The 13113-nt window shown below is 69.2% G+C and carries 11 protein-coding genes; 5 read left to right on the top strand and 6 right to left on the bottom strand.

Annotation, left to right across the window (positions count from 1 at the left end; genetic code table 11):
* Nucleotides 1-5: 5 nt before the first annotated feature.
* From BO221_RS09455 to BO221_RS09440, 4 genes are all read left to right on the top strand, one after another.
* Complete coding sequence (locus BO221_RS09455) at nucleotides 6-380, top strand: hypothetical protein (protein ID WP_143195346.1); 375 nt, start codon at nucleotides 6-8, stop codon at nucleotides 378-380.
* A gap of 1 nt (nucleotide 381) precedes the next feature.
* Entirely contained in the window at nucleotides 382-1275 is an 894-nt protein-coding gene (locus BO221_RS09450; RefSeq protein ID WP_073560046.1) for a hypothetical protein, read from the top strand.
* A 37-nt stretch (nucleotides 1276-1312) separates the two neighbouring features.
* Nucleotides 1313-2233 (top strand): hypothetical protein, encoded by a 921-nt coding sequence (locus tag BO221_RS09445; RefSeq protein WP_073560045.1) that lies wholly within the window; start codon nucleotides 1313-1315, stop codon nucleotides 2231-2233.
* 84 nt (nucleotides 2234-2317) lie between these two features.
* Nucleotides 2318-2848, top strand: coding sequence for an FHA domain-containing protein (locus tag BO221_RS09440; protein ID WP_073560044.1), 531 nt, complete (start codon nucleotides 2318-2320; stop codon nucleotides 2846-2848).
* Here the strand turns inward: BO221_RS09440 and BO221_RS09435 are convergent.
* Entirely contained in the window at nucleotides 2768-3739 is a 972-nt protein-coding gene (locus BO221_RS09435; RefSeq protein ID WP_073560043.1) for a serine/threonine-protein kinase, read from the bottom strand. The two genes, BO221_RS09440 and BO221_RS09435, sit on opposite strands and share 81 nt — an antisense overlap.
* On the bottom strand, nucleotides 3721-6750 hold the full coding sequence (locus BO221_RS09430) for a serine/threonine-protein kinase (protein ID WP_073560042.1): 3030 nt from the start codon (nucleotides 6748-6750) through the stop codon (nucleotides 3721-3723). The genes BO221_RS09435 and BO221_RS09430 overlap by 19 nt, the downstream gene beginning before the upstream one ends.
* Nucleotides 6751-6934: 184 nt before the next feature.
* On the opposite strand from BO221_RS09430, the gene BO221_RS09425 reads away from it, so the two are divergent.
* Nucleotides 6935-8458 (top strand): MopE-related protein, encoded by a 1524-nt coding sequence (locus tag BO221_RS09425; protein WP_073560041.1) that lies wholly within the window; start codon nucleotides 6935-6937, stop codon nucleotides 8456-8458.
* 198 nt (nucleotides 8459-8656) lie between these two features.
* Here BO221_RS09425 and BO221_RS56005 read toward each other — a convergent pair whose 3' ends face one another.
* The 4 genes from BO221_RS56005 to BO221_RS52400 all read right to left on the bottom strand — a co-directional run bounded on the left by BO221_RS56005 (nucleotide 8657) and on the right by BO221_RS52400 (nucleotide 13021).
* The gene (locus BO221_RS56005; RefSeq protein ID WP_233165830.1) at nucleotides 8657-10951 is read right to left on the bottom strand and encodes a vanadium-dependent haloperoxidase; all 2295 of its coding nucleotides are present in this window, start codon (nucleotides 10949-10951) and stop codon (nucleotides 8657-8659) included.
* A gap of 333 nt (nucleotides 10952-11284) precedes the next feature.
* Nucleotides 11285-12163: a sigma-70 family RNA polymerase sigma factor gene (locus tag BO221_RS09415; RefSeq protein ID WP_073560040.1), complete on the bottom strand. Its 879-nt coding sequence runs from the start codon at nucleotides 12161-12163 to the stop codon at nucleotides 11285-11287.
* A complete protein-coding gene (locus tag BO221_RS09410) occupies nucleotides 12150-12611 on the bottom strand; it encodes a carboxymuconolactone decarboxylase family protein (protein ID WP_073560039.1) in 462 nt (153 codons plus the stop codon). Before BO221_RS09410 ends, BO221_RS09415 begins: the two co-directional genes overlap by 14 nt.
* On the bottom strand, nucleotides 12608-13021 hold the full coding sequence (locus BO221_RS52400; RefSeq protein WP_158079805.1) for a hypothetical protein: 414 nt from the start codon (nucleotides 13019-13021) through the stop codon (nucleotides 12608-12610). The genes BO221_RS09410 and BO221_RS52400 overlap by 4 nt, the downstream gene beginning before the upstream one ends.
* Nucleotides 13022-13113: the final 92 nt, after the last annotated feature.

The following is a 13113-nucleotide window of genomic DNA, read 5'->3' as shown; positions in this document are numbered from 1 at the left end:
GTCGCATGCCTGAAACTTCGCTCAAGCGACTCGTCCTGGGTGCCGTCCTCGCGCTGTCCGTCGTCAGCACCGGCTGCGGTGCGATCATGTCGTACATCGAGGGCGGTCCCCTCATCCGTGAGCCGAACGGACCGACCGGCAAGCTCATCATCAACAACAAGAGCGGCTACACGCTCGGCGCGGTGCTGCTGTCCGACTGTGACAGCTCCACCTACGGCCTGAACCGGCTCCCCGCGCGTACGGGCATCGAGGACGGAAATACGTACGAGTTCACCGTCTCGCCCGGGTGCTGGAGCATCGCGATTGGCAGCGGCTCCGCGGAGGTCCGCGGAAAGCTCCACGTCGCCGCGAACCAGGCCTCCGTCTACACGGTGAACTGACATGGCGGCCGCACGTGTGGACTCGAAGCGTGCGCTGGCGCTGCTCGTCGCCGTTGGCGTGCTCTCCTCTGGCTGCGTCAGCGTCGGGTACGGTACCGGAGTGGCGGCGGCGCGGGTGGACACCTCGCCGGACACCTCGCCGCTCGAGTACACGCGCCAGGTCGACTACACCCGCATGTACCACCAGTTCCGGCTGGTGGACACGAGCGGCATCCTGCTCGCGGGGCTGGTGAACATCGGACGCCAGTCGGCGGCGCGCGACGCGGCAATCGATCAGGCCATCGCGTCGGGCGCGAAGAACGGCGACGTCGTCGAGTACTCCTACAAGCCCTACGAGATCCTCCCGGGCCCGCGAATCACCGCGGATCTGCGGCTGGGCCTCGGCCCGGCGAGCACGACGTTCACCGGAGCGGGGGGCTCCCGGTTCGAGCGCGGGAACTACATGGCCTTCGACATTGGTGGAGAGCCGCTCGTGTGGGACCCGGAGGGGCTGCCGGTGATGGCGTCCGTCGGCGCCTCGATGCTGCTGGAGAGCTGGTCCCTCGATGAGCAGGCGGGAATCGGCTTCGAGCACGACTACCTCGGACTGGACGTCTTCGCGAACGGAAAGGTCGGCGTGCGGCTCCCGGGCAACGTCGGCCTGACCGGGAAGCTGCACGTCGGACTGGTGTCACCGCTGCTGGGGGCGATTCTGGGTTCCCCACGGCTGTCCTGGTACGGCGGCCTCGAGGCGGCGTGGACGACGCCCTGGAAGCCGCTCACCGTGGTGGGTGACTTCGTCTACGGCTCCCCGCTCTGGCTGGATCTCCCGTTCCGCGGCGGCTTCTCCACGCGCTTCGGCGTCAATGCCGTCGTCAGCATCGAGTCGCTGATGCCGGCGCGCACCACTCCCTGATCCCCTTCACAGCCCCGTCTTTCCCCAGGAGCTCGTCATGACTCCGCTGTCCCGTCGTGTCCTCCCGCTGACCGTCGTCCTCTGCGTCGCGCTGAGCGGCTGCAGCCACATCGTCTACAGCCGCGGCGCCATGTCGGCGGAGGCCGCCAACATCGATCCCGACGAGAACCCCGAGGGCCAGCCCTTCGACTTCTCCCAGCGAAGCGTCAAGGCGGACACGCATGAGGTCGCACTGCTCGACTCGACCGGCGCGGTATGTGCCTCGCTGATGACGGCGGGTGACGCGATGGCCTCCGCCGAGGGGCGGCGCAAGCAGGCGGAGCGAAACCGCGAGTTCGGCATCCTCACCTACAAGTATCGCGTGACGGCGCCCGGGGAGTTCGGCGGCTACCCGTGCGGTGTCTTCGTGAAGTGGAGCACGGTGAACGAGTACCGCGGCTTCCAGCCGGGCGCGGAGGGACAGGTCCCGAGCTTCGGTGAGGCGGGCCTGATGCTCTCCGGCTGGGACGAGTTCCTGCTGCCGGGGCTGTACTTCGGCGGTGGCACCCGGCCCGCGGTCGGCTTCTACTCGGAGGCGTCCGTCCCCGGCTCCGACGACATCTACCTCCGGCTGCCGATCAACCTCGGCTTCATGATCGCGCCGTATTGGGCGGGAGGACTGGCGCTCCGGGCCACCGCGGGCTTCGACATCATGAGCCTGGCCCTGATGGCGAAGTCGCAGCCGTTCCGGAACGGATTCTGGGTGCCGCTCGACTACGGCGCGTACCTCAGCTGGACCCTGCCCGTCTTCAGCTACGGCTCGCTGACCGCGATGGCCGGGTGGGGCAAGGAGGTCCAGGTCAACAACAACGATCTGATGTTCGCGCAGGGCCAGTGGCTGGGGCAGATCAGCCTCGTCATCGACTACGGCGCGATCTTCAGCGGCCAGAGCGCCAACACGGGCGAGAAGAAGATGTGAGCCGAAACGATCTCAACACAGCTCGCGTGGACCAGTTCCGGGTCGTCGGCTGTTGGCCTACGAGTTTGATACCATCGGGCCCTGGTGAACACCTCGAGGACCGATCCGCTCGACCCGAACGACGCGCCCGCCACGATGGGTCTCAAGCTGGTGGTCGTCTCGGGACCCAGCACGGGCGAGGAGCTGCTCCTGGAGCGGGGGACGTACCGTGTGGGGAAGCAGGCCGGCAACGAGCTGGTGCTGAAGGACTCCACCGTGTCCCGGTGTCACCTGGTGATTGAAGTCCTGGGGAACCGGGTACGCGTCACCGACAACGGCTCTCGCAACGGGACGTTCTTCAAGGGCCGGCGCTTCGAGTCCATGGACGCCGGGCCGGGCGTCTCCGTCCACCTCGGCAGGAGCGAGCTGCGCTTCGAGGTGGCCGAGCGGGATGAGCCGCTGCTGCTCCCCTACAAGCAGGCGCGCGAGAAGGTGCTCCAACGCTTCGAGCGCGAGTACGTGATCGCCCTGCTGCTGCGGCACCAGAACAACGTCTCAGCGGCGGCGCGCGCCGCGGGCATCGACCGGACCTGGCTTCACCGGTTGATTCGCCGGCTCGGCCTCGACGTGGGCTGAGCCACCCGCGCCGCGCTCCAACACGCCCGTCGTGCTCGCGCCCGTCTCGGGCTCCGTCCGGGGCGAGGCCAGCCGCCGCCACAACCGCCCGAGCTGCCTGGGCCCGAAGGGCTCCCGGGCCAGGAATGTCTCCAGTTCCCCCTGGAAGTCCGCCGCGGAGGCCGGCCGCAGGTGAGGCCGTGACGCGCTCGCCCGCCGGCCCAGCGCCCACAGTTCCGGGGCACGGGAGGGGTGCTCCAGGAGCGCCAGCAGCACCGCCCCCAGCGCGAACACATCCGCGCGGCGATCCACCGGGCCCGAGGCGAGCAACTCGGGAGCGGCGAAGGGACGCGTGGCCGCCAGCGGGGCGCACTCCCCCTCGGGCCGGGACAGGCCGAAGTCCAGCACCTTGACGCCGCCCTCGGGCGTCAGCAGGAGGTTGCTGGGGGAGATGTCCCCGTGAATCATCACCCTCCCCCCCTCGCCGTGTGCGCTCCGCGCATAGGCGTACTCGAGCGCCTCACAGACGCACGAGAGCACGAAGGCGCCCAGCGCGGGCGGGAGCGCCTCTCCCGCGAGGCGCGCGGCCTCGGCCAGCTGCTGGAGCGTGCAGCCGGGGACGTGCTCCATCACCAGCAGCAACGTGCCATCCACCTCCTCCAGCCCGAGGACCCGCACGATGTGCGGATGATGGAGCGTCGCGGTGAAGGCCGCCTCGCGCCGCAGGAGCTCCACGTAGCGCGCATCCCGGGCCAGGTGGGGCAGCAGCTGTTTGATGACGACCGTGGCGCCACATCCACGGCCCCGGCCCTCACGCGCCAGCCACACCTCCCCCATGCCACCGGCGCCCAGCCGCGTGTGCAGGAAGAAGCGGCCCCGCCAGAAACCGGGGCTCACCGGCCTCGAAGCCATGACGGAGCCTCCTGCACGCGAGCGCGCTCGCCCGCACGTGAGAAGAACACCAAGGCCTGGCGTCCCACCTCCCGCGCGGACGCATCCCGTTCTCCCAGGGCCGACGCCAGCACCCACTGCGCGTCCGCCACCGACAGCGGCGCCCCTGGGAGCGCCTGGGCGAGCGCGAGCCCCGCGCGGGCGGCCTGGATGGCCTCCTCCCGCCGGCCCTCGGCCTGACGGATGGCGACGGTCATCCAGAGCACCCGCAGGCGGAGCGGGTGACCCTCGGGCAACCACTCCTCCGCGGCCCGCTCGGCCTGGGCCAGCACGGCCTGGGCCTCCCGCACCTGCCCCAGGCGCAGCCAGGCCTGGCCCACCAGCTCGAGGGCCTCGAGCAGATTCGGGTTCGGCGGGGGGAAAGACGCCGACTGCAGCTCGAGCGCCCGTTTCGCATGCACCAGGGCCTGCTCGGGGTGACCTTCCGCGAGCTCCAGCCGCGCCAGTCCCAGCAGCGGAGGCGCGAGCTTGGCGGAGGACGGCTCGACGCGCTCCTTGGTTTCGATCGCCGAGAGGTAGAGCCGCCGTGCCTCGGCGCGCTGCCCGCTCGCGGCGAGCATGTCGGCCAGGCCGCTCGACTCGAGGGTGAGATAGGGCGTGTCCTGCCCCTGGACCTGCCTCAGGATGGCGATGCCCTCCCTCGCGAGCGCGAGCGAGGAGCCGAGCCGCCCCACGCGCCGCTCGGACATCGCCAGGCTGAGCTTGAGCACCCCCACCTTTTGACTGATGGCCCCGTAGGCGGACTCCATCCCCGCGAGCGCCTCGCGGTAGTGAATGACGGCACTCACGTCGTCTCCGCGCAATACATGAGCCATGGCCAGGCCCCAGTGGGTGCGCGCGAGGGCGGGGTGGGACGAAGGGAGCGTGCGGGTCCGCAGGGCGAGCACCTCCTGCTGGACCTGGAGCTCCCGGGCATGGTCGTAGCGGTGCCGCGCGAGCTGCGCCAGCACCTCGTGGGCCTCGGCGACTCGTGGGTGGAACGGACCCAGCGCGCTCAGGCGCAGGGTCAATGCCCGCTGCGCGAGCGCGATGCCGTGTTCGACCCCCTCCCGGCTGACGGCGTGGTACGCGGCCGCGCGCAGCAGGGCGTCGCTGACCTCCAGGTGGTCCGGCCCGAGGATCCGCTCCGCCAGCCGCACCGCCTGCAACGACAGCTCGGCCGCCTTGTCCCGGCGCTCGTTGATGGCCTCGAGCAGCGCCTGCTGACCGAGGAGCTGCCACTCCAGGCGCCCATCCCCGCCCATCCGGGTGAGGGAGGCGCGCGTGTGCCCCAACCACTCCTCCGCGCGCTCCCGGTCCTGGCGCCCCAGGTGCAGCACACCGAGCTGGAGCGCCGCCTCGGCGGAGCGCTGGTCCAGGCCGGCGGCCTCGGCCAGCCATCGGGCCTCGAGCAGGCGCCGGGACGCGTCAGCCTCGCCGGCCTTGAGGGCGGCCACGCCTTCGAGCAGCCGCGCCTCGGCGCTGAGCCATGGCAACGACAGGCCGCGCGCCTCCTCCATCGCCGCCTCGGCGGCGGTGAGGGCCGGGCCATATTTTCCCGCGGCCACCAGCGCCCGCACCTCATCGAGGCGGCGGCGCACACCGGGCAGGCGCGCATCGTCGCCAGCCTCCTGCCGGCGCAGCAGGCCCACGTCGTTACACCCTTGCACCCGCTCCATGCCGTCGACCACCTGGGCCGCATGGCTCACCCACTCCTCGTCCGCATGCTGGAGCAGCCGGACCACCGTCGACAGCGAGTCCAGGCGGCCATCGAGACAGGCGAGCTTGAGCGCCAACGTCTCAGGGGACTGCTCGTGGCGCACGTGGGTGGCCCGGCACGCCTCGGTGCGCGCCTCCACCCAGAGCCGGGCCCACTCATCCATGCGCGTGCGCGCGGCCTGGAAGGCCCCTGGCGCCAGGTGGCTGGCGGAGCGCGTGAAGGCCTGCTCCATGGCTGTGGCGGCACGCGCGTTCCACACACGTTCGAGCTGCTCCCGGGCCCCCTCACACGGGGGCTCGCGGCCCAGGTGGAGCGACAGACCCACCGCCGCCAGCGCGAGCAGCCCCGCCCCGGCCATGGCCATTCGCCGCACACGTGGCTGGCCCTCGAGCAAGGAGAGCAACGTTGGCAGATCCGCGTGCCGCTGGGCGGGCCTGGCGCTCAGGCCGATGAGCAGCGCACGGCGCCACGCGGCGGGCATTCCGGTGAGCCCCTCGAGCCGGGGGCTCACCTCCTGCCCCCGGGCCAGGGCCTGGAGCTGCTCGAAGGTGAACGGGAGGTGGCCGGTGAGCGCCTCGGCCAGCGTCAGACAGAAGGAGAACTGGTCCGAGCGCGCGTCCGCGGGGTGTCCCGCGAGCCGCTCCGGCGCGAGATAGGCCGGGGTACCGAGCACCTGCCCCGTCTCGGTCAGCACCCCGGGCGTGGCGGTCAGCGAGCCCGCGATGGCGGCGGCCTGGAGCGGCGCGGCCTCGTGCGCGAGCCCGAAGTCGAGCACCCGCCCCCGGCCGTGGCGCTCCACCATGACGTTCTCTGGCTTGAAATCCCGGTGGACGATACCGGCCGCGTGCGCCGCCGCCAGCCCCCGGCCCGCCTCGAGCAGGACCGAGACAATCTCCCGCCGGGAGCGGGGCGCGTTCCGCAACCAGGCGCGCAGGTTGTCTCCCTCCACCAGCTCCATGGCGAGGAAGACACCGCCCTCGAACAGCCCCACGTCGAAGATGGGCACGACGTGCGGGTGCGAGACACGGGCCATGGCGCGCGCCTCGCGCAGCAGGCGTTCCTGCTCCTGGGTGTCGTCCGGCCGGTTCGAGGGCCTGTGCCACTTGAGCGCCACCCGGCGGTCCAACTCGGGATCGTACCCCGCGTAGACGATGCCCATGCCCCCCTGGCCGATGGGCTCCAGCAGGACATACCGTCCCAGCAGCGCGCCCCTCCACAGAAGGGAGCCTGGCTGCGAGGGGCCGGACGGGCCGGACGGTGGCGCGGAGTCCATCGCTTGGCGAGTGTACCGCACACACGGCCGGAGGCGGAGCGCGGGGGTGTGGACACGTGTCCACACCCTCCGTGGCGAGCCAGTCCTCATCAGCACGTTGCCGGATGTGCCGGACGGCGGCCGGTGACGAGAGTGCCCCCGCTCGTCGTCTCCACGTCTTCCCAACGAACAGGAGTTCATTCAAATGAAGGAACATCGCTCACATCCGCTGCCAGTCCGCCTCTTCCTGCCCTGCCTGACGCTCCTCTGGGGCGCGGGGTGCGGCGTGATCGAGGCCGAGCCCAGGATGGACGAAGCACTCCCGGAGTCGTCCCTGGCCCAGGTGGAGCAGGCGCAGACGCTGACCTACACGCTGCACTGGGCGGACAACCAGGCCACCGGCGACTGCAATTTCGTGAATCCCGTGAACGGGATCGCCTCGGGCCGGTTGGAGGAGCCCCGCACCATCACCGGGCTGGCAGGCAAGCGCATCAGATCCATGCATCTGAGCAGTACCAACAACACCGCGTTCAAGTACGACGACGTGCTGCTGCTCAACTTCAACAACTACATCCTCATGAGCAGCGACCGGCGTGTGGCGGCATACTCCAACGCCCCGAATCCGCTGGGCACCAGCCCGGTGCCGTACGATTGGTCCAAAATCGTCGGCCAGGCCATCGACAACCAGAACCTGCAGCCGGCTTGGTGTACCTCGGGTGCCACGGGCGCGGACTGTACGGTGCCAAGGACGGAGACGGTCGGGACGATGAATGTCAATCTCACCTCCTTCTGGACCATTGATGAGGCGGCCTACCCCTCCCGCCCCGACGCGCGCACCTTCACCCTCGTCACCATCGGGGACGACGAACAGTACATGGACTGCCGCCATGGCGACGTCACGCTGACATTGACCGTGGAGAGCTGTTCTCCCGAGGTCTGCGATGGCAAGGACAACGACTGCGACGGCCTCATCGACGAGGGACTCGGCACCGTCACCTGCGGGGTAGGTGCCTGCAAGCGGACGGTGGAGGCTTGCGTCAACGGCGCGCCGGGCATCTGCACGCCCGGCACCCCCATTCCCGAGACCCGTGACAACATCGACAACAACTGCAATGGCTATATCGATGATAACTACATCGTCAGTGTTCCCGTCTCCACCCTGAGCAATCTCGTCAGCACTTGTACGAGCACGGATCTGAACTCCACCGTCGGCTACAGCCGCGCCTGCGTCGCCGCCGCCCGCCGCTACTGCAATAGCACGGGATGGGAGGGAGGAACCCCCATCGAGTACGGTCCTCCCAACCTGTATCTCGCCTGCTTCCGCGCCAAGGGGTTCTTCATTTCGCTCGACGAATTGAACGGCCCTGGCTGCACGGCGACCAACCTCATCACCACGCCCGAGTACTCGAAGGCGTGCACCTCAGCGGCCAGCCGCTACTGCGCCGACCGGGGCTACGTGGGCGGAATTCCTCAGGAGTTCGATGGGAGCAGGATCTACATCAACTGCGTCGACCAACAACCGTCGAGCAACGGCTACTTCGGCGGTGTCAACAACACCGACTGGGCTTGGAGGACGAACTGCCTGAGCTCGCCCCTGGCCGGGCCGGAGTTCTCCAAGGGCTGCCGTGCGGCGGCTCACCGCTGGTGTGCATACGACCAGAATGCCGTCTCCGGGGTGCCTGTGGATGTGGGTGCCACCATGAGCAATCTCGCGTGCATCTACCGCTGATGCGCACCCGGTGAGGCCAGGCTCTGGCGTACGTGGAGCCTCTGATGAAGCGCATGAGCTGCTTCGCGCACGAGAGAAGACGCCTTCCGGCACCAGCGCATGGTAGTGAGGGGTTACTTGCAACGCCGAGTACCTGATTGCTGGGCTTCTGAATGTGGAGGCGGCGGGAATCGAACCCGCCGCCGGCAAGCCCTCACCTCATGAGACCGGCACGGGCTCCACGCAGCCGTCGAAGATGCGGACGGTGGTGCCATCGAACTTCGTGAGCTGGAAGAAGGCGTCGTCCTCGTTGAAGGTGCGGCTCATCTCCCGCAGCAGCCCGATGGCCACCTTCTCGCCCAGGGGCAGTGACTCGGTGTAGTCGCTGCGCCAGTGCACGCCCGCCGCGTTGCGGAAGAGGGCCAGGTTGCCCGCCAGCTTGTTGAGCTCGCCCCCCACCGTCAGTTGTGACGCGTCCGCGCCCGTGTACGGCATGAGCGCGGTGCCATCCGCGCTGGCCACCATGGGATTCTCCACGGGAGCCTTCTCATCGAAGAAAGCCTTGAGGATGGTGGCGCATGCACCGGCGATGGTGGCGTGGCCCGCGCCGTAGGCCGGGTGCGTGGGCGCTCCCTCCGGGTAGGCCTGCGGCAGCAGGTACGAACCGTAGCGCTCCGGGAAGTAGGGGGAGAGCCCTCCGTTGGAGAGCGAATGCCGGATGTTCGCGCTGAACGGGTAGGTGCGCCGCTCATTGAGCGCGTTGTCCACGCGCCCTCCGTACTCCTCGGGACGCAAGCGGCGGTGCACGCCCCACTTCTGCCACCACACGGCGCGCCCCGCCCGTCCCGCCACCTCGATGAGCACCTGCAGCAGGTGGACCGGGCCGAAGGTGGTGAAACCCACCTGGGTGCGCGAGTCCCCCGCCGTCCCGGGCGGGTCGTACGGGTTGCCCGGATTGAAGGGGAAGTCCATGTCCACCATGGGCCGGCCCGTACTCGCCGGGTTGCCCAGGCGCTGGTCTCCCGTGGGCTCGGACATCAGGTAGAAGGCCGCGTTGTAGAAGGCGTTCACCACCTGGTCGAAGTGGACGAAGTTGGCCCCGTCCCGCAGGTTGCGGATGAAGCGGCGCCGCGTCATGTCGAGCTGGTCCCCGCCCCGGTCATCCCGGCCGTTCTGCACGGCCAGCCAGTCACTGAAGCCGGTGAGGTAGTCGGCGGCGGCCCCCAGCTCCGGGAAGCCCTTCACCGTCCAATGCCGCTGGTCGATGACCTGCGAGCCGTAGGTGATGTAGCCATCGGCGGCGTCTCGCCCCTGGCCCTCCGGCTTGCGCGGATCCACGTTGCCCTTGAGCAGGAACTGCGAGACGTACGGGCCCACCTGCTCGCCCGGGTAGATGCCACGGAAGAGGTTCTGCGCGTTGACACTCCGCGTCCCACCGAAGCTGGGGAACTCGCCGTCGAGCGACTCGATGGCGCGCTGGAGGATGCTGCCAGCGGTGGTGGCCTCGGTGGCGTAGTCGATGAAGGGCACGTCGCGGGCCAGGGCCATCCAGTACAGCTCCCCCATCTCATCGGCCGCCTGCTCGCTGTCGAAGCGCGGCGCGGGAAGCAGGGTGATGGACTGGGCGTCCGGAGCCTCCAGGTCGAAGGCGAGCCCCGCCTGCGGATTGGTCAGCTTCTTGGCTCCCCCCAGGAGGAGCTCCTCGAAGTCAGCGGGGTCGCGGCTCTCCAGGGCGCGCAGCAGCGAGCCGTAGGAGACGGGGTCCGGGTCACCCAGGCTGTCGTGGCGCAGGCCCTTGGAGAAGTTGCCGACGAAGGCACGGCTCGGGTAGTTGACCTCATCGTTGTTGTTGAAGTGCGCGGAGTGCGGACGCGCGGCGGCGAGCTCCGCGGCCTGCTCGCGCATGCGCAGTGCCGACAGGCGCCGCTCCTCCACCCGGCGGGGAAGGCCCGCGTCCGGGGTGTTGACCGAGTCGAAGATGGCCAGCCCCAACGAGGGGAACCCATTGTCTCGTCCGGCCCCGAAGGACAGCTTGACCGCGGTGAGCTGAATCGGGCTCGGCCTGCTGTGCAGCACCTGCCAGCTCTGGCCATCCCCCGAGCATTCCCACCAGAGCGTCCCCGCGGCCTCGCGCAGCCGCCACCAGAGGTGCCGCGCGGGCTCGTACGGCACGCTCGCCAGCGAAGTGCGCGTCCCCGAGACGGTCTGTCCGCAATGCAGCACCCCGTTCTCGACGAGCATGCCCACCTCGTTGACATCCTCGGTCACGAGCGCCCGGAAGAAGGTCCGCGCCCCCAGGACGGGCCTCAGCGTCTGGGTGACCTCGAGCTTGAAGCTGGAGCCCGTCAGGTCATACGGGACGGTGGAGACGTAACCCGAGGCCGTCTTGCTGAGCCCGTCGGGGTAGAGCTCCAGGCGCTGGTTGACCTCATGGGTACTTCCGAAAGCGAGCCACTTGCTGGTGTCCGTCGAGTTGTCGTTGAAGTTGTCACTGAGTGTATGCGCTTTCGCCATGGTGGACTCCTCACGGGCAGGGCTCGTCCCGGCCGCGTGTCTGGGTATACGGGAGCCCTCTGACAGTCATTGATTGGCGCCACGGCGTCTCAATCCGTCAGCAATGGAGGCAATTCGTTGCATTCACAACACCGCAACCGGAGCATGCCATCCGTGTCAGGGAATTCGAGCCGCCACCAGGGCCCTCCATCCGGGAGATCACGTACGGTGCGCGGGTGGGCGCGGAACCCTCCACGGCCCACGCGAACCGCCATGGCGCTTGACTCCGCGCGGGGGCTGTTGAGGGGGGAAGCCGACTTCGCGCGCGAGTCCTTCGCCGCGCGCTGAAGCCCCCTACGACGACTCGCCCACCACCGCGCGCCGGATGCCCTTCAGCTTGTCGGGGTTGCGCGTGACGTAGAGGGCGACGATCCGGCCGTCCTCGATGGCAAACGCCGTGGTCTGCAGCATTCCATCCGGATCCATCGTGACGTACGCGGGCAGGCCATCGATGGTGCCCTCATGCACGATCCGCGCCAAGCCCACGGCTGGAATGCGCCACACCCCTTCGAAGAAGCGCACCAGCTTCTCCCGGCCGTAGATGGGATTGGGGACCGCCTTCGCCTTGCCGCCGCCGTCGGCGTACAGGATGGCGTCCTGGGCCAGCAGTGCCTGGAGCGCCTGCGTGTCGCCGCTCCGGGACGCGGCATGGAACGCCGAGGCCAGCTCGTGGCCCTTCGCCTCCGTCACGGGGAAGCGGGGCCGGGCCTCCTGCACATGGTCCCGCGCCCGGCTGGCGAGCTGGCGGCACGCCGCAGGAGAGCGGTCGATGGCCTTCGCCACCTGCTCGAAGTCCATGCCGAACACATCGTGCAGGAGGAACGCGGCGCGCTCCAGGGGGGACAGGCGCTCCAGGGCCAACATCAGGGTCAGCGTCAAGTCATCGCCCTCCACTGTCTCGATGATGGGCTCTGGAAGCCAGGTCCCCACGTACTCCTCGCGCCGGACGCGCGCGGACTTCAGGACGTCCAGGCACAGACGCGTCACCGTGCGGACGAGCACGGCCTCGGCGTCCCGCACGACGTCGCGATTCGTCTGGTGCCAACGGAGATACGCCTCCTGCACCACGTCCTCCGCCTCCGCGACGATGCCCAGCATCCGGTACGCGATGCGGAGCAGCCGGGGGCGGAGCGGGTCGAAGACGTCCGCGGGATTTGAATCAGGCGGCTTCACTGCGAGGAGTCACCGGGTGCACGATCCGGAAGCCCAGGACGAGCCGGTTCGCGATGTTGATGACGCCAATCATGAGGGTCAGCTTCACGATCTCCTCTTCGGTGAAGTGCGCTTTGAGCGCGGCGTAGTCCTCGTCGGGTGCGTGCGTCTGGGAGACGAGCGTCAGGGCCTCGGTCCAGCCCAGGGCCGCCCGCTCGCGGTCGGTGTACAGCGGCGACTCACGCCAGCCGTCCAGAAGGTAGATGCGCTCCTCAGTCTCCCCATGTGCGCGGGCGTCGCGGGTGTGCATGTGGATGCAGAAGGCGCAGCCATTGAGCTGGGACGAGCGGATCTTGACGAGCTCGCGGAGGCTCGGCTCCAGCCCCAGGGCCTCCACCTTCTTGCTGAAATCCACCATGAGATTGAGGGCGTCCGGCGCGACCGCGAAAGCATTCATCCGGGGCTTCATGTGTAGGTCCTCGTTCTGAAGGGCGAAGTGCCCTTCCATCCCCAGGACGACGCAGCCGGTGCCGCGTGTGACATGGCCATTTTAAATGACTGAAAGGCCCCAGGAGGCGCCCCCGGATGATTACCGGCAGTGGTTTGCTCCTTGGGTGTCACCCAGAGTTCCTCGCCATGGGCGTCATCGGCGGCGGCGAAGAAGATGTCATCCCCGGCGCGGGTGAAGGCGCGCGGCGAGGACGAGGCCGCTCCCGGCACGAGGTCCAGCAGGAGCTTGGGCGCGTCCGCTCCCCGGTGGAGCTTCCAGGGCTCGCGGCCGTGCACGCCGGGGAAGGCGACGCCCGTCAGCTTCTCGGAGAGTTCCCAGAGCCGGCGTTGGGTGTCGCTGTCGTAGGACGCGGCGCTCGACCGGACCACGATCGGGTTCCCCTTGGCCTGCTGGAATCCACGGACCGAAGGCGCGACGGGTGCTTCGCTACCGGTCCACCCGCACTGCTCGGTAGAATGCA

Source organism: Archangium sp. Cb G35, from assembly GCF_001896145.1.
Classification (GTDB): Bacteria; Myxococcota; Myxococcia; order Myxococcales; family Myxococcaceae; genus Archangium; species Archangium violaceum.
Note: the sequence above shows the minus strand (reverse complement) of the source record. Positions and strands in the feature narration are given on the sequence as shown.

Excerpts from the sequence above, each read along its gene's own strand:
- BO221_RS09455 (WP_143195346.1), top strand. The coding sequence starts at position 6 with ATGCCTGAAACTTCGCTCAAGCGACTCGTCCTGGGTGCCGTCCTCGCG.
- BO221_RS09450 (WP_073560046.1), top strand. The coding sequence starts at position 382 with ATGGCGGCCGCACGTGTGGACTCGAAGCGTGCGCTGGCGCTGCTCGTC.
- BO221_RS09445 (WP_073560045.1), top strand. The coding sequence starts at position 1,313 with ATGACTCCGCTGTCCCGTCGTGTCCTCCCGCTGACCGTCGTCCTCTGC.
- BO221_RS09435 (WP_073560043.1), bottom strand. The coding sequence starts at position 3,739 with ATGGCTTCGAGGCCGGTGAGCCCCGGTTTCTGGCGGGGCCGCTTCTTC.
- BO221_RS09430 (WP_073560042.1), bottom strand. The coding sequence starts at position 6,750 with ATGGACTCCGCGCCACCGTCCGGCCCGTCCGGCCCCTCGCAGCCAGGC.
- BO221_RS09425 (WP_073560041.1), top strand. The coding sequence starts at position 6,935 with ATGAAGGAACATCGCTCACATCCGCTGCCAGTCCGCCTCTTCCTGCCC.
- BO221_RS56005 (WP_233165830.1), bottom strand. The coding sequence starts at position 10,951 with ATGGCGAAAGCGCATACACTCAGTGACAACTTCAACGACAACTCGACG.
- BO221_RS09410 (WP_073560039.1), bottom strand. The coding sequence starts at position 12,611 with ATGAAGCCCCGGATGAATGCTTTCGCGGTCGCGCCGGACGCCCTCAAT.